This window comes from Rhizobium sp. Root1334 (assembly GCF_001426665.1).
Classification (GTDB): Bacteria; Pseudomonadota; Alphaproteobacteria; order Rhizobiales; family Rhizobiaceae; genus Pararhizobium.
The window spans coordinates 169,908-184,778 of sequence record NZ_LMEY01000004.1; the positions used below are offsets into that span (position 1 = coordinate 169,908).

Annotated in this window: 13 protein-coding genes; 10 read left to right on the forward strand and 3 right to left on the reverse strand. The window is 60.9% G+C overall.

From position 1 onward, the window contains the following. Positions 1 to 5: 5 nt before the first annotated feature. Positions 6 to 1,628, reverse strand: coding sequence for an ABC-F family ATP-binding cassette domain-containing protein (locus tag ASD36_RS10075; RefSeq protein WP_060503121.1), 1,623 nt, complete (start codon positions 1,626 to 1,628; stop codon positions 6 to 8). Positions 1,629 to 1,808: 180 nt separating this feature from the next. Here ASD36_RS10075 and pepT point away from each other — a divergent pair, with 180 nt between their 5' ends. Together pepT and ASD36_RS10085 are read left to right on the forward strand one after the other, a co-directional pair. After that, positions 1,809 to 3,041 (forward strand): peptidase T, encoded by a 1,233-nt coding sequence (pepT, locus tag ASD36_RS10080; RefSeq protein ID WP_060503122.1) that lies wholly within the window; start codon positions 1,809 to 1,811, stop codon positions 3,039 to 3,041. Between the two features lie 78 nt (positions 3,042 to 3,119). Further along, positions 3,120 to 3,374 (forward strand): hypothetical protein, encoded by a 255-nt coding sequence (locus tag ASD36_RS10085; RefSeq protein ID WP_060503174.1) that lies wholly within the window; start codon positions 3,120 to 3,122, stop codon positions 3,372 to 3,374. 168 nt (positions 3,375 to 3,542) lie between these two features. On the opposite strand, the gene ASD36_RS10090 is transcribed toward ASD36_RS10085, so the two are convergent. Beyond that, the gene (locus ASD36_RS10090; RefSeq protein ID WP_060503123.1) at positions 3,543 to 3,836 is read right to left on the reverse strand and encodes a hypothetical protein; all 294 of its coding nucleotides are present in this window, start codon (positions 3,834 to 3,836) and stop codon (positions 3,543 to 3,545) included. 276 nt (positions 3,837 to 4,112) lie between these two features. Here ASD36_RS10090 and rsgA point away from each other — a divergent pair, with 276 nt between their 5' ends. The 8 genes from rsgA to ASD36_RS10130 all read left to right on the forward strand — a co-directional run bounded on the left by rsgA (position 4,113) and on the right by ASD36_RS10130 (position 13,046). Next, entirely contained in the window at positions 4,113 to 5,135 is a 1,023-nt protein-coding gene (rsgA, locus tag ASD36_RS10095; protein WP_060503175.1) for a ribosome small subunit-dependent GTPase A, read from the forward strand. Between the two features lie 152 nt (positions 5,136 to 5,287). Further along, positions 5,288 to 6,334, forward strand: coding sequence for a LacI family DNA-binding transcriptional regulator (locus ASD36_RS10100; protein WP_060503124.1), 1,047 nt, complete (start codon positions 5,288 to 5,290; stop codon positions 6,332 to 6,334). A gap of 59 nt (positions 6,335 to 6,393) precedes the next feature. Beyond that, the gene (locus ASD36_RS10105) at positions 6,394 to 7,416 is read left to right on the forward strand and encodes an ABC transporter substrate-binding protein (RefSeq protein ID WP_060503125.1); all 1,023 of its coding nucleotides are present in this window, start codon (positions 6,394 to 6,396) and stop codon (positions 7,414 to 7,416) included. A 294-nt stretch (positions 7,417 to 7,710) separates the two neighbouring features. Beyond that, the gene (locus ASD36_RS10110) at positions 7,711 to 8,538 is read left to right on the forward strand and encodes an ABC transporter permease (protein WP_060503126.1); all 828 of its coding nucleotides are present in this window, start codon (positions 7,711 to 7,713) and stop codon (positions 8,536 to 8,538) included. Next, positions 8,535 to 9,314: an ABC transporter permease gene (locus tag ASD36_RS10115; protein ID WP_060503127.1), complete on the forward strand. Its 780-nt coding sequence runs from the start codon at positions 8,535 to 8,537 to the stop codon at positions 9,312 to 9,314. Before ASD36_RS10110 ends, ASD36_RS10115 begins: the two co-directional genes overlap by 4 nt. Then, on the forward strand, positions 9,307 to 10,332 hold the full coding sequence (locus ASD36_RS10120) for an ABC transporter ATP-binding protein (RefSeq protein WP_060503128.1): 1,026 nt from the start codon (positions 9,307 to 9,309) through the stop codon (positions 10,330 to 10,332). The genes ASD36_RS10115 and ASD36_RS10120 overlap by 8 nt, the downstream gene beginning before the upstream one ends. A gap of 6 nt (positions 10,333 to 10,338) precedes the next feature. Then, positions 10,339 to 11,262 carry a nucleoside hydrolase gene (locus tag ASD36_RS10125; protein ID WP_060503129.1) on the forward strand — a complete coding sequence of 308 codons (924 nt, stop codon included), beginning with the start codon at positions 10,339 to 10,341 and terminating at the stop codon, positions 11,260 to 11,262. Next, on the forward strand, positions 11,259 to 13,046 hold the full coding sequence (locus ASD36_RS10130; protein WP_060503130.1) for an adenine deaminase C-terminal domain-containing protein: 1,788 nt from the start codon (positions 11,259 to 11,261) through the stop codon (positions 13,044 to 13,046). Before ASD36_RS10125 ends, ASD36_RS10130 begins: the two co-directional genes overlap by 4 nt. Before the next feature lie 93 nt (positions 13,047 to 13,139). Here the strand turns inward: ASD36_RS10130 and ASD36_RS10135 are convergent, their stop codons facing one another. After that, positions 13,140 to 14,867 (reverse strand): M14 family metallopeptidase, encoded by a 1,728-nt coding sequence (locus ASD36_RS10135; RefSeq protein WP_060503131.1) that lies wholly within the window; start codon positions 14,865 to 14,867, stop codon positions 13,140 to 13,142. Positions 14,868 to 14,871 lie beyond the last annotated feature (4 nt).

A 14,871-nucleotide genomic window follows, 5' to 3' on the forward strand; every position in this document is an offset into this window, starting at 1 on the left:
GTGGATCAGCCTCGCAGACCCGGCGCCTCGTGGCCGGTGCGCGCCACATATTCCGTGTAGCCGCCGCCATATTCGTGGATGCCGTCCGGGGTCAGTTCCAGAACCCGGTTAGACAATGCACCGAGGAAATGCCGGTCGTGGGAAACGAACAGCATGGTGCCCTCATATTCGGACAGTGCCTGAATCAGCATTTCCTTGGTGTCGAGGTCCAGATGGTTGGTCGGTTCGTCGAGCACCAGAAGATTGGGCGGGTCGAACAGCATGATCGCCATGACCAGCCGCGCCTTTTCGCCACCCGACAGAACGCGGCAACGCTTTTCGACATCGTCGCCGGAAAACCCGAAACAGCCAGCCAGCGCCCTGAGCGGGCCTTGCCCGGCGCGCGGAAATTCGTGCTCCAGTGTTTCGAACACGGTGCGTTCGCCATCAAGCAGATCCATGGCATGCTGGGCGAAATAACCCATCTTGACGCTGGCACCCAGCGCCACAGTTCCCTTGTCCGGCTCCGTCGATCCCGTCACCAGCTTGAGGAGTGTCGACTTTCCGGCACCGTTGATGCCCATGATGCACCAGCGCTCCTTGCGGCGAACCATGAAGTCCAGCCCGTCATAAATGCTGCGGCTGCCATAGCTCTTGTGGACGTTTTTCAGGTTGATGACATCTTCGCCGGAGCGCGGCGCCGGTTGGAATTCGAAGGCGACAACCTGGCGGCGCTTCGGCGGCTCCACCCGTTCGATCTTGTCGAGCTTCTTCACCCGGCTCTGCACCTGGGCCGCATGCGAGGCACGCGCCTTGAAGCGCTCGATGAACTTGATTTCCTTGGCAAGCATCGCCTGCTGCCGCTCGAACTGGGCGAGCTGGTGTTTTTCATTCAGCGCCCGCTGCTGCTCGTAGAATTCGTAATCGCCGGAGTAGGTCGTCAACCCGCCGCCGTCGATCTCGATCAGCTTGGTGACGATCCGGTTCATGAACTCCCGGTCATGCGAGGTCATCAACAGCGCGCCATCATAATTCTTCAGGAATTCCTCCAGCCAGATCAGGCTTTCCAGATCCAGATGGTTGCTCGGTTCGTCGAGCAGCATGACATCGGGGCGCATGAGCAAAATGCGGGCAAGCGCCACGCGCATCTTCCAGCCGCCGGATAGCTTGCCGACATCACCATCCATCATTTCCTGCGTGAAACTCAGGCCCGAGAGGACTTCGCGCGCCCGGCCGTCCAGCGCGTAGCCGTCCAGTTCCTCATAGCGCGCCTGCACCTCGCCGTAGCGCTCGATGATCGCGTCCATCTCGTCAAGCCGGTCAGGATCGACCATCGCAGCTTCGAGCTCGCGCAGTTCGGCGGCAACAATGCTGACCGGACCGGCACCGTCCATCACTTCGGCAACGGCGCTACGGCCTTCCATCTCGCCGACATCCTGGTTGAAATAACCGATGGTGACGCCCTTCTCGACGGCCACCTGCCCCTCGTCGGGCTGCTCTTCGCCGGTGATCATCCGGAAGACGGTCGTCTTGCCGGCGCCATTTGGACCAACGAGGCCGATCTTCTCGCCCTTGTTAAGCGCGGCGGAAGCCTCGATGAAGAGAATGCGGTGGCTCAGCTGCTTGCTGATATTTTCGATACGGATCATTTGTGCGGTGCCCAAGAAATGTTGCGGCGCCCTTATGCCACGTGTTTCAGGGAATGTCGCAGGTTTTCGACATTCCCTGAAACACGGCTTTTTGAATGGTGTTTTTCCTAGAAATACCTTCACGGCGCAAATGGCGAAGGCTACAGAAGAGCACCTGACGCAGATGAAGTGGAGTGAACCATGACCGACACCGTTACCGATCGTTTCCTTCGTTATGTCGTGATCGACACACAGTCGGATGCCAATTCGGCAGCGCAGCCCTCCACCGAAAAGCAGAAGAACCTCGGCCGCCTGCTGGTCGAGGAACTGCTCGCGATCGGGATTTCTGACGCGCATCTCGACGAGCACGGCTATATCTACGCGACCATCCCATCGAACACCGACAAGCCGGTGCCGGTCATCTGCTTCTGCTCGCACATGGATACTGCCCCGGATTTTACCGGTACCGATGTCAAGCCGCAGTTGATCCGCGGCTATGCCGGTGGCGATATCCAGCTTCCGGGCGACCCGCAGCAGATCATCCGCGTTGCCGATCATCCGGCCCTGCGCAACCAGATCGGCAATGACATCATCACCACCGATGGCACAACATTGCTTGGCGCCGACGACAAGGCCGGCATTGCCGAAATTATGACGGCGGCGCAGTTCCTTGTCGATAATCCGGATATCAAGCACGGCGCCATCAAAATCCTCTTCACGGTAGACGAGGAAATCGGCCGCGGAGTCGACAAGGTCGACCTGAAGAAGCTTGGCGCACAATTCGCCTATACGATGGACGGCGAAACGGCTGGCCATATCGAGGATGAAACCTTCTCCGCCGATGGCGCCGAAATCACCATCCAGGGTGTTGCCATTCATCCGGGCTTTGCCAAGGGGAGAATGGAAAATGCCATCAAGATCGCCGGCGCCATCATCGACCGCCTGCCGAAGCATCTGGCGCCTGAAACAACCGAGGGCCGGGATGGTTTCGTTCATCCCGTGAGCGTTACGGGTGCGATGGAAAAAGCCAGGATCAGCCTGATCGTTCGCGACTTTACCGACGAAGGCCTCGCTGAAAAGGAAGCCATGATCGAGGCGATCGTCAAGGATGTCATGCCGGACTATCCCGGTTCGTCCTACACATTCGAGGTCAAGCACCAGTACCGCAACATGAAGGCGATCCTCGATCGCCACCCGGAAATCGTCGACAACGCCGTCGAGGCGATCCGGCGGGCGGGCATGCAGCCGGTGCGCGGCAGCATCCGTGGCGGCACGGATGGGTCGCGCCTGTCGTTCATGGGCCTGCCCTGCCCCAACATCTTTGCGGGTGGCCACGCTTTCCATTCTCCGCTCGAATGGGTGAGCAGGCAGGACATGGAAAAGGCGGTCAAGACAATCGTCGAGCTTGCAAAGGTCTGGGAAGAGCGCAGCTGATTGCGTCTGAAGGCCACAATCAGCGCTTCCATCCGGCCGCTGTTTTGGTATGACCCGCCTCTTGTCAAAGGAATGAAGATGGCTGCGCGAGATCGCTACTCACGGAAATTGGAATGTTCCCAATGCGGGAACGCGGGTTTTGCGGAGGTTTCGGAAGACGATATGCCGAACCGCAGGACGCGCGGATTTGAAATTGACGCCCTGCCCGTAGGCTTCGAAACCGAATTTGCCTCGAGCAATCCGCGCCGCCACATGATCCGCTGCCGCTGCGGCTACAAATTCAAGTTTGAGCAGACCACCGCTTATGCGCCCGGCGGAGAGCCACGGCATTAAGCTTCGTCAAGAACTGGTCCCTGCCGCCCAACCGTATTGCCTCCGTCAGTGTGATGTTGCGCGCGCCAAAATGAACTGTTGAGCGTGGCCGGGCATGAAACGGAAAAGCCCCATTCTGCAGGTTTGCAGAACGGGGCTTGAAATAGTCGCGGCAGGAGCAGGCGACGTTTACTTGTTGGCCATCAGCCACATCTTGCCGGCCATCGTGATGCCGCGCGGATCGACGGCGACGTCATGGTCGAGATGGCTGCGCTCGAGAAAACCAAGTTCCTCGAGTTCGTTGAGGGTCGTCGTCGTCATGAAGCGGATCTTCTGCGGACGCTCCTTGAACCGGTCGGTCTTTGCGTAGGTGACCGCTGCGTTCTCATGCGTCCATTTTTTGGCCGGCTGCGGGAAGAGGTTTCCTTCCTTCGCGAGTTTCAGCCCCCGGATCTGGACCGGTGTCAATTCGTGCGAAATCATGTTCTGTCCTTGGTAGAAATGGCGAAACGTCAGCGATATGCGCCCTCGGATTGGATGGGAACGCCCGCTTGCGATAGTCGCCGATGCGTAATGAAAAGGGCCAGACCGGCCCGGATGCGCTGTCCCTAGCGGAACTTTGCGGCATTTCCCAGACAAAATTGAAAAGAATGCGGCTGCGAAACGATTGGCACCATCCGGATGCTTCTGGTATCAGCGTCTGAACTTGTTTTGAGAGACGTCATCCATGAACATGACACTGTGCCCGGGAGCGGCTGCGTGACGGAGCGGACAGACGCGGCCTTTCTGGCGTCCCATGGCTGGTCCGATTTTTTTGCCTCCCAGATCGAACGGTCCGAGGCCAGCCTCATTCCGATGCGCATCGCCGAGGTCCACCGTGCCCGACTGAGCGCGCTGTCTGCAGCGGGACCGGTCAGGCTCACTCTGGCGCACAAGACCAATACCGGTGACTTTGCCGTCGGCGACTGGATACTGGCTGATCCCCGCACCCATCTGCTTGTCCGCAGGCTGGAACGCCGGACATTGCTGCAGCGCCGGACCGAAGGCAGGCACGGTCACCAGCTTGGCGCCGCCAATGTCGATACCCTGTTCATCGTCACCTCCTGCAATGCCGATTTCAGTCCGGCACGGCTGGAGCGCTATCTGGCTCTGGCCAATCAGGCGGGAACCAACCCGGTCATCGTGCTGACCAAGGCCGATACGGTCGATGATGCAAGCACCTTCGAAGAGGAGGCGAGAGGCCTGCAGCGCGATCTGGACGTCATCGTTGTCAACGGCCGCTCCGCCGATGCCGCAGCTGTGCTCGCTCCGTGGTGCGGCGCCGGTCAGACTGTCGCACTGGTCGGGTCGTCCGGCGTCGGCAAATCGACCCTGGTCAACACCTTGGCGGGCCTCAGGCACGAAGCAGCGCAGGAGACCGGCGATATCCGCGAAAGCGATGCCAAGGGACGCCACACCACGACGGCCCGGTCGTTGCACGCCATTGCCGGCGGCGGCTGGGTGATCGACACGCCCGGAATGCGCACCCTGCATCTCAGCGACGTGTCCGATGGTATCGACACGCTGTTCTCCGAAATCACCGACCTTGCCCCATCCTGCAAGTTTCGCGACTGCACACATGATCACGAGCCGGGCTGTGCCGTCCAGGCAGCGATCAAGGCAGGCACGCTGCCTGCGGAGCGGCTGGCCCGGTGGCGCAAGCTGCTGGAGGAAAATGTCAGCAACACCCCGGTGCAGACAGGGCCGCGCGGCAACAAAGTCATCCAGAAGAAGAAATACTGAAAGACGAAAGCCTCCGTCTTCAAAACCGGTTGGTTAGCGCGTTTCCCGTAAGAGATGCTTTTCAGCCTGTATCAAGCCACAAAACCGTATCGACAACACGGGAACATTGCTGTAACAGAATTGATTAATCGATTAATCACCCGTTGGATCATATGGCCAACCCGCGCACAGGATCGAACCTAAGCCAGATTGCCGCGACACTCGGCGTGTCCGCCGCAACGGTGTCGAATGCGCTGTCGGGCAAGGGACGTGTCTCGGCCGAACTTGCTGAAAAGATCCGCGCCACCGCTACCCAACTGGGCTACATCCCGAGCCTGACCGGCCGGGCGCTGCGCACCGGCCGCACCGGCGTTCTCGGCCTGGTTCTGCCGAATATCGCCAATCCGCTGTTTCCGCAGATTGCCCAGGCGATCGAGCATGCGGCAAGCACGGCTGGCTACGGCGTCTTGATCGCCGACTCCCGCAGCGACGTCGCCTTGCAGACCGACGCCATCAACCGGCTGATCGAGCGCGACGTCGACGGCATCGTTATCGTCCCCCGGCTCGGCACCCGCATCGCCGACATCGGCTGTCCGGTGGCGGTCATCGACAGCCCTTCCACCCCCGGCAACACGGTTTCGGCCGATCACTGGCAGGGTGGTCAGACGGTCATCGAACACCTCGCTTCGCTGGGACATCGCAAGTTTCTGCTGATCGGCAACAATCCGGCCTCGAATGTGCAGAACGATCGTATCGGCGGCATGAAATCCCGCCTTCCTGCAGACGCTCATGCCGAGGTCTTCTGGATCGAAAAACACGAGCAGGTGCACGGCAAGGGAAGCCTTCTTGGTCTAACAGAACAGGTGGAGAAAGGTTTCACCGCCTTTGCCGCCGTTTCCGATCTGCCGGCGCTCCGGGCCCTGACGGAATTGCAGCGCGCCGGAATCGGCGTGCCCGAACATGTCAGCGTTACCGGGTTTGATGATCTCGTCTGGTCCTCGGTGGTCACGCCCGGCCTGACAACAGTACGTATGGATATGGCCGGGATCGCCGACATCGCCATTGCAGCACTCGTCCGTGTCATCGAGGCCGATCCGGTATCAGGCTCCGGCATCGCACGCACCGTGACGGGCACGGTCGCAGCCGAGCGGGCGAGCGTACCGATGCAGCTGGTGGTCCGGCAGACATCGGCGCCACCGCCGAATATCCACAGTGCATGACCGGTACCACCGCAAGCCCAGATAATATGAGCCAAGAAAACACCAGAAGGAGAACGCCGATGAACAAAATGCTCTTTTCATCAGCCGCCGCGCTGATGCTCACCATGGGCGCTGCCCATGCCCAGGAAAAGACCCTGACAATTTCCGTCTATGCCTTCGCGCAGGACGAGTTCAAGGAGATCGTCTACGATCCCTTCGAAGCCAAATGCGGCTGCAAGCTGGTGGTCGAAACCGGCAACAGCGTCGAGCGCCTCGCCAAGATCGAAGCCAACAAGGCCAATCCGGTCATCGACATGGCCGTGGTTTCCATGGCTGACGCGCTATCTGCCGATCGCAACGGCCTGATCGAGAAGATCGACAACACTAAGCTCAGCAATTTCGGCAAGCTCTACGACATCGCCAAGGATCCGAACGGCGACGGCATGAGTGTCGGCTATACGTTCTATGCAACCTCGATCGTCTACCGCACCGACAAGATGAAGATCGAGTCCTGGGCTGACCTCTTGAAGCCGGAATATGCCGGTCATGTCGCCTTCCCGAACATCACCACCAATCAAGGCCCGCCGTCCCTCTACATGCTCGGCAAGGCGCTTGGCACCGACACGCCGGATCTGAAGGGTTCAATTGAGGCCGTTGGCGCCAAGAAGGACGATATCGTCACCTTCTACGTCAAATCCTCGCAGCTGGTGCAGTTGATGCAGCAGGAAGAAATCTGGGCGGCACCGATCGGCCGCTTCTCCTGGGCTCCCTTCACCAAGCTCGACCTGCCACTCGGCTGGGCGACCCCGAAGGAAGGCCAGACCGGCGGCATGAACGTCATGGTTCTCACCAAGGGCTCGAAGAACCAGGATCTGGCACTCGAATTCATGGATTTCTGGCTCTCCACGGACATCCAGACGAAGCTTGCCGAAAAGCTGGTCGATAGCCCGGCCAACAAGGAAGCCAAGGTTTCCGACGAAGTTGCGGGCAACCTGACCTATGGCGAAGAAACGGCCAACAGCCTGAAACTGATCCCGTCCGCCGTGGCACTCGACAACCGCGATGCGTGGCTGTCCGAGTGGAACGCCAAGGTCGGCCAGTAACCGGTCAACACGAATGCCTCCCAAGGCAAGGGGCGCAGCGGGCGGACTCCGGTTCGCGGGCTGCGTCCCGACTGAACTTGTTGCCCATGGTGGGGTGCTGCTGCCACAGCCCCTCACCCTAACCCTCTCCCCGCTTGCGGGGAGAGGGTATGACGGAGTTTGCCGCTTGTCCTTCTCCCCGTTCTAAGGGGAGAAGGTGGCCAACAGGCCGGATGAGGGGCAGCCACCGAATATGCGTTTTTGGTAATCACCCGCACCGGGGATTCCATTTGAACTTGCTGGAGACGACAAACCATGTTCCAGAACCGGGCAGAAGCATTGGCGCTCGCCCTGCCGGCCGCGATTTTCGCGGGGCTGGTCTTCCTCGTGCCGGTTATCCTCTTGCTGTCGGAAGGTTTTCGATCGGCGGATAGCTGGAGCCTGTCGGCCTATGCGGATTTCTTCTCGCAGCCGTTGAACCGGACGGTCTTTCTACGGACGCTGAAGCTCGGCGCACTCGTCACCGTGGCAGCCGCCGTCATCGGTTATGCGACTGCCTTTGCCATCGTAAGCCTCCCGCCCGGCGCCAAGGGCCGGATGATCGGGCTTGTCGTTCTGCCGCTGATGATTTCGCCGGTCGCCCGCACCTATGCCTGGATCGTCATCCTTGGCCGCACCGGCATCGTCAACCAGGCGCTGATGGCTGTCGGCCTCAGCGACGAACCGATCCGTATCCTCTTCAGCGAAACCGCCGTCTTCATCGGCCTGTTGCAGCTGTTCCTGCCCTTGATGGTGATCTCGCTGATCAGCGCACTGGAAAACCTGCCGAAAGATGTCGTGCCCGCCGCCCGCGTTCTTGGCGCCAACTGGTTCCAGGTGTTCTGGAAAGTCATCCTGCCGCTGACCCGCGAAGGCCTGGTTGTCGGCGGAACGCTGGTCTTCACCGGTTCGATGACCGCCTATATCACGCCTGCCATTCTGGGCGGCTCGAAGGTGCTGATGCTGGAGACGCTGCTCTACCAGCAGGTCACCGTTGCCAACAATTTCGTCTCGGCAAGCGTTATCGCCTTCATCCTGATTGTCATGAGTTTTGCCGCCAATATTCTCCTGAAGCGGATCGCAACGGCGAGGAACAAGCGATGACCCCGAGACTGTTTGCCCCGATTACGCTGCTTCTGGTGCTGATCTTCCTGATCGGCCCGTTCCTGATCATCGTTGCCGCCTCGTTCTCGGCCGGTGATACGCTGGCCTTCCCGCCGCAGGGTTTCTCGTTCAAGTGGATCCTCAAGGTCTTCACCGTCGAGAGTTTTCGCGACAGCTTCGTGATGTCGATGTTCCTGGCGATCGGCGGTACGTTTGCAGCGCTTCTGCTCGGCATTCCCGCCGCCTATGCGATGTCGCGCTACAAGCTGCCGATGTCCGAGACCGTGCGCACCGTCGTGTCGGCACCGATCATCGTGCCGGGCATCATCGTCGGCCTGGCGCTCCTGCGCTATTTCGTCGTACCCATCGGTGTATCGATCACGCTGGCGCTGTTCCTTGCCCATACGGCGCTGATCCTGCCCTATGCAGTGCGTGTCGTCTCGGCCAGCCTCAACAATCTGCGCTCGGATATCGAGGAAGCCGCCGTTCTGCTCGGTTCGTCCCGGCTTGGCGCTTTCTTCCGGGTTGTACTGCCGAACATTCGCGGCGGCATCCTGTCGGCCTTCATTCTCGGCTTCGTGACCAGCTTCAATCAGGTTCCGGTTTCGCTGTTCCTGTCCGGGCCGGGTGTACGCACCCTGCCGATCGACATGCTCGGCTACATGGAGATCGTCTTCGATCCATCGATCGCCGCCCTGTCTTCGCTGCTCGCTTTCCTCTCCATCGGCATCGTCTTCCTCGCCGAACGTTTTCTGGGGTTCTCCCGCTATGTCTGACACATCCTTCCTCACCCTCGACAAACTTTCCCTCGCCTATGGCAAATCGATTGCCGTGAAGGATCTCGATCTCGAGATCCGCAAGGGCGAATTGCTGGCGCTGCTCGGCCCATCCGGCTGCGGCAAGACCACGACCATGCGCTCGATTGCCGGCCTGATGACGCCGGTTGGCGGCCGCATCAGTCTCGATGGCACCGACATCACCCGGGTTGCCGCCAACAAGCGCGCCGTCGGGCTGGTGTTCCAGTCCTATGCGCTGTTCCCACATCTGACGGTGTTCGAAAATGTCGCGTTCGGCTTGAAGCTGAAAGGCATGACTGGGAAAGAACTCGAGGCGAAAGTGGCAGCCGGCCTCAAATCCGTTGGCCTCTCGGCCTTCGCCAGCCGCAAGACCCCGGAGCTTTCCGGTGGCCAGCAACAGCGCGTGGCACTTGCCCGCTCCATGGTCATGGAACCGAAAGTGCTCCTGCTCGACGAACCGCTCTCCAATCTTGATGCGCGCCTGCGGCTGGAAATGCGCACCGAACTGCAGCGCGTCCAGAAGGAAAGCGGCGTGACGATGATCTTCGTCACCCACGATCAGGTCGAGGCCCTGGCGCTCGCCGACCGGATCGTCGTGATGAAGAATGGCGCGATCGAACAGATCGGCACGCCGGAAGAAATCTACAATCACCCGGTCTCCAGCTTCGTCGCCGATTTCGTCGGCTTCGAAAACATCTTCGCCGTCGAAGGTGGCAAGCTGACCACCGAAAATGGCGCTGTCTCCCTCGCCAGGGAACTGCCGGATGTGGCGGGTCTCGCCTGGCGGCCACGCGCAGTCTCTCTCGGTTCCGGCCCATTGACAGGTAGGGTCCGCGGCGTTTCCTTCGCCGGTGGAACGCGCGAATATGTGCTGGAAACACCTCTCGGCATCATCAAGACGGAAGTGGATGCGACCTTGCCCGCCCATGCGCTTGGCGCCACCGTTGCGTTCGACCTGCCGGTTGAAGGTGCTGCCCTCCTCAAGCGTTTCGGATAAGTCATCATGGGTGTCTGGATCGATACGGATATGGGCTTTGACGACATCGCCGCCATTCTGGTGGTGATGCGTGCGGGCATTGCCATCGACGGCATATCGCTGGTGTTCGGCAATACGCCAATGGATCAAGTCCGCCGCAATACGGCGGGTGCTGCCAAGGCTTTCGGCTGGACGGTCCCGATTCATGCCGGACGCAGCCAGCCCGTTCTGGGCGTGCTCGAAACCGCGCAGGCGATTCTCGGCGAAACTGGTATTCCCACTGCCGGACGAACGCTTCCGGATGCCGGTGATGTAGCGGACAACGATGCTTTCTCTGCACTTTGCCGCTGGCTGGAAAACAAGCCCTCGCCACGCCGCATCCTGGCACTTGGGCCGCTGACCAACATCGCCGCCCTTGCCCTGGCACGGCCCGATCTCGCCACCCGCATCGATGAACTCACCTGGATGGGCGGCGGGCTTTCACGCGGCAACCACACGGCATCGGCAGAGTTCAACGCGCTGGCCGACCCGGAAGCCGTCGCCATCGTGCTGTCGCATGGCCTGCCTTTGCGCATGGTCGATCTCGACTTTTGCCGCAAGGTTCTGGCCGCACCCGCCGATATTGAGCCGGTACGGCAGACGGGCGGCGCCAACGCCGCGCTGCTGGCCGATATGCTCGCCGGTTACATCGATATCGGCGTCAGCCGCGGCCGGCCGGCGATGGCAATCTACGATCCCTCCGCTGCTGCTGCCTTTGTCCGCCCCGACCTCGTGACCTTTCAATCCGCCCGGATCGACATGGAGCTTGCCGGCTCACTCACCCGCGGCCGCACCGTGGTGGAAACCCGCGCCAGCCATGGTGTCTTCAATGCCGAATTCGCCGTCGATTGCGATGCGGAGGCAATCAAGGCGATCGTGCTGGACGCGCTGCGCTGGGAGGCCGGTAAATGACAAAACCTGCAGCACCTCAACCCGCCGACCTCAACGAGGCCGGCCTGCGCGCCCGTGCGGTCGCAGCTGCGCGCGGCAATGCCCCGTTCGACACCCTGATCATCAATGGCACTCTGGTCGATATGGTGACCGGCGAGTTGCGGGCGGCGAATATCGGCCTCGTCGGACCGCTGATCGCCAGTGTCCACCCGACAGGAGCGAGGACCGACGCGGCGGAGATCATCGATATCTCCGGCGGTTTTATTTCGCCCGGCCTGATCGACACGCATATGCATATCGAAAGCTCGATGGTGACGCCCGCGACGTATGCCGCTGCTGTTCTGGCCCACGGCGTGACAACGATTGTCTGGGATCCGCACGAGTTCGGCAATGTCCACGGCATTGCCGGAGTGCGTTTCGCCGCCGATGCCGCCAACGCATCGCCGCTGCGCATGATCCTGCTTGCGCCCTCCTGCGTGCCCTCAGCGCCGGGATTGGAGCTGAATGGCGCCGATTTTGATGCCGGCGTGATTGCCGATCTGCTGTCCTGGCCGGAAATCGGCGGCATCGCCGAGGTCATGAACATGCGCGGCGTAATCAACCGCGATCCGCGGATGAGCGCCATCGTCCAGGCAGGCCTTGCCTCGGAAAAACTGATCTGCGGCCACGCGCGCGGACTGAACGGTGGTGATCTTGCCGCCTTCATGGCGGCAGGCGTCAGCTCGGACCACGAGCTGACATCTTCAGCCGACCTGATGGAAAAGCTGCGCGCCGGCATGGCGATCGAGTTGCGCGGTTCCCACGATCATCTGCTGCCGGAGTTCGTTGAAGCCCTGAACCGGCTTGGCCATTTGCCGCAGACACTCACCCTCTGCACCGACGACGTCTTTCCCGACGACCTGGCAGACGGCGGAGGCCTTGACGACGTTGTGCGGCGCCTCGTTCGCTACGGCCTGAAACCGGAATGGGCGCTGCGGGCTGCCACGCTTAATGCCGCACAACGGCTGGGGCGTTCCGATCTTGGGCTGATCGCGGCAGGACGCCGCGCCGATATCGCCGTGTTCGACAATCTCAGCGACTTCAACGCTCGCATCGTCATCGCCAATGGCATTGTTGTTGCCAGGGATGGTGAGATGCTTGCAGATATCGCAGCGTCCGACCCATCGGTGCTTGAGCATTCCATGAAGATATCGCCGCTGACAGCCGATGATTTTCGTGTTGCTTCCAGCGAGACCAAAGTCCGGATCGCCACAATCGACCAACCGCGCTTTACCCGTTGGGGCGAAGCGGAAGCAGAGGTACGGGATGGTTTTGTCGTACCGCCTGAGGGCACGACCCTGATTGCTGTGGCGCATCGCCACGGCCGCAGCGACGGCCGGCCGCGCGTCGGCTTCCTGCGCGGCTGGGGCGAATGGCGCGGCGCATTTGCCAATACCGTTTCCCATGACAGCCACAACCTCACCGTGTTCGGCAGCGATCCGGACGACATGGCGCTTGCCGCCAATGCGGTGATCGCCGCGGGTGGCGGCATGGCCGTCGCATCCAGCGGAGTGGTCAAGGCCATCCTGCCGCTGCCGCTTTCGGGCCTGGTCTCGGATGCGCCGCTCAATGATGTGGCCCGGGATTTCGCGGATGTTCGCGCTGCGATGGACGATATCGTCGACTGGCAGCCGCCCTATCTCGTCTTCAAGGCCTGTTTTGGGGCGACACTTGCCTGCAATGCCGGACCGCACCAGACAGACAGGGGCATTGCCGATGTCGAAACCGGTATGCTTATGGAAAGCCCGATCCTGACCAAGGCATAGTCGCCCGCCGCGACCGCTTCCACCAACTCTTGGCGGCATTTCGGCCGGGCATGAGCAGCCTCATGTCCGACCATGCTTCGCCGTCAGACGGGATCAGCTGACCGAGACGATATCCTGCCAGGCCATATACGCAGACAGGACCAGTTCCATCTGAGCCGTATGACCTGCAATGAACTCTTCGCCGTAGATGGTCTCGTCCGGATATTCGGTGATCAGGGTCATCGGCACAGTGTGGCGATGATCGACTGAAATGAGGCAGGGGAAACCGTTGATAATCCGGAAGCCCGTCTCACCGGCATGAATCTCATAGAGTGCGATCTGCCTGTCGTTATACGCCAGTAGCCCGGGCACCTCTCCGAGATGCCGCGTCACCCGGTCGAGCAACGCCTCCGACTGGCTTTCCCAGTCAGGATGATGGCGAACGATCAGAAAAAAGCCTTTCGGCAGGGTCCAGGCGGCAAAACCACGCGGCACATAACCCGATAGCGGCCGGGTCCACTCATGCGAGGGATAGCCGTGCAGATTCACATGCAACTGCGCGCCGCTCAAATCCTGTGCCTTGAAGCGGATTTCCTTTTCGTTCACATGCCCGGCCGCATTTTCATATGTGCGGTACTCGAGGTCGTCACCGAGCGCGGTGTACCGGGCGGCGTGATGCATGTGGCGCGGGTTGTCGCGGCGCAAGCGCTGGTGCACCGCATAACCATCCGGATTCTCAAGTGGCGAAATGGTGAAATGCGCGCCCTTGCGCTCTGCAAGCTTGGCCGCGGCACGCAAAGCGCCGACGATGCCGGTGGTCTCATTTGGGTGCTGACCGCCGCTGATCATCACCGCGGCATCGCTGCCGGCGACATAGCGCGCGAAAACCGTGCGGCCGGACCGGGTGCGGGCATCAAACCCCTCCCCGCCGATCGCCTCCAGCTGGACCGCCACTTGGCCAGCGGCCAGCGGCTCGCTGGCGGTATCGATCGCCTGCGCGGCACCGTCGAGGAAACCGGTCGACAAGGCGCGGGTGGTTATGCTGAGCGTGATGGCACCTTCGACCTGCACGACTTCCGGCACGATCATGCCGGGCCTCAACCCCCGATCGCCCAACGGCCGGCCGGACTTCATCTGGAAAAATTCGAGAAGCGAAAAATACAGGTCCTCATGAAGCGCTTCGCGCAGGCTGACCACCTCATCGCCAATCGCCAGCGGCTCGTCGCTGGACGGATGACCAATGCGGATGTTCAGCTCTTCGAAATAGGGTTCGTCCTGGCCCCAGTCATAATCAGCGATCGCGGATATTGCAGTTTCGAATACCACCTCATAGTCCGTTTCCAGCCGTTCGCCGATCGTTTCACCAGCGCGGCGCAACCAGCCGGTTGGCGAGAGATTGGTCTGCCCGGTGCGATCCTGATGCACCCGGTTCGGCGCAAGAACAGTAACGGATTGCTCGATGTCGGCACCCGTCAGCACCACCTCATAGAAGAACCCGCCGTCTGCGCGTGGAACAAATGCAATCTTTGCCTCGCCGACCAGCGCGCCCAGCGGATAGGTCTCCAGCCGGAAGCGGTTGTCAGATGCCGCTGGGTGGACCGGATAGCGGATTTCAATGGCCTCGACGCCTTTGAGATCAACCTCTTCGAGAAAGAAGGACAGCAACGGCTTGTAGGCGCTGCGGATGCGGGCCGTGATGCCTCTTTCCGATAACGCGCGTTCAGCCGCGGCGCGGCTTTCACGGTCGTCGAAGGTCCAGGCCTCAAAACTGTCGCCCGGGACGGCGCGCGCCGCCAACTGATCGAGTGTGCGCTCAAAGGATTTCTGCAAGATCACGGTCATCGGA

Excerpts from the sequence above, each read along its gene's own strand:
- ASD36_RS10075 (WP_060503121.1), bottom strand. The coding sequence starts at position 1,628 with ATGATCCGTATCGAAAATATCAGCAAGCAGCTGAGCCACCGCATTCTC.
- pepT (WP_060503122.1), top strand. The coding sequence starts at position 1,809 with ATGACCGACACCGTTACCGATCGTTTCCTTCGTTATGTCGTGATCGAC.
- ASD36_RS10085 (WP_060503174.1), top strand. The coding sequence starts at position 3,120 with ATGGCTGCGCGAGATCGCTACTCACGGAAATTGGAATGTTCCCAATGC.
- ASD36_RS10090 (WP_060503123.1), bottom strand. The coding sequence starts at position 3,836 with ATGATTTCGCACGAATTGACACCGGTCCAGATCCGGGGGCTGAAACTC.
- ASD36_RS10100 (WP_060503124.1), top strand. The coding sequence starts at position 5,288 with ATGGCCAACCCGCGCACAGGATCGAACCTAAGCCAGATTGCCGCGACA.
- ASD36_RS10105 (WP_060503125.1), top strand. The coding sequence starts at position 6,394 with ATGAACAAAATGCTCTTTTCATCAGCCGCCGCGCTGATGCTCACCATG.
- ASD36_RS10110 (WP_060503126.1), top strand. The coding sequence starts at position 7,711 with ATGTTCCAGAACCGGGCAGAAGCATTGGCGCTCGCCCTGCCGGCCGCG.
- ASD36_RS10115 (WP_060503127.1), top strand. The coding sequence starts at position 8,535 with ATGACCCCGAGACTGTTTGCCCCGATTACGCTGCTTCTGGTGCTGATC.
- ASD36_RS10120 (WP_060503128.1), top strand. The coding sequence starts at position 9,307 with ATGTCTGACACATCCTTCCTCACCCTCGACAAACTTTCCCTCGCCTAT.
- ASD36_RS10125 (WP_060503129.1), top strand. The coding sequence starts at position 10,339 with ATGGGTGTCTGGATCGATACGGATATGGGCTTTGACGACATCGCCGCC.
- ASD36_RS10130 (WP_060503130.1), top strand. The coding sequence starts at position 11,259 with ATGACAAAACCTGCAGCACCTCAACCCGCCGACCTCAACGAGGCCGGC.
- ASD36_RS10135 (WP_060503131.1), bottom strand. The coding sequence starts at position 14,867 with ATGACCGTGATCTTGCAGAAATCCTTTGAGCGCACACTCGATCAGTTG.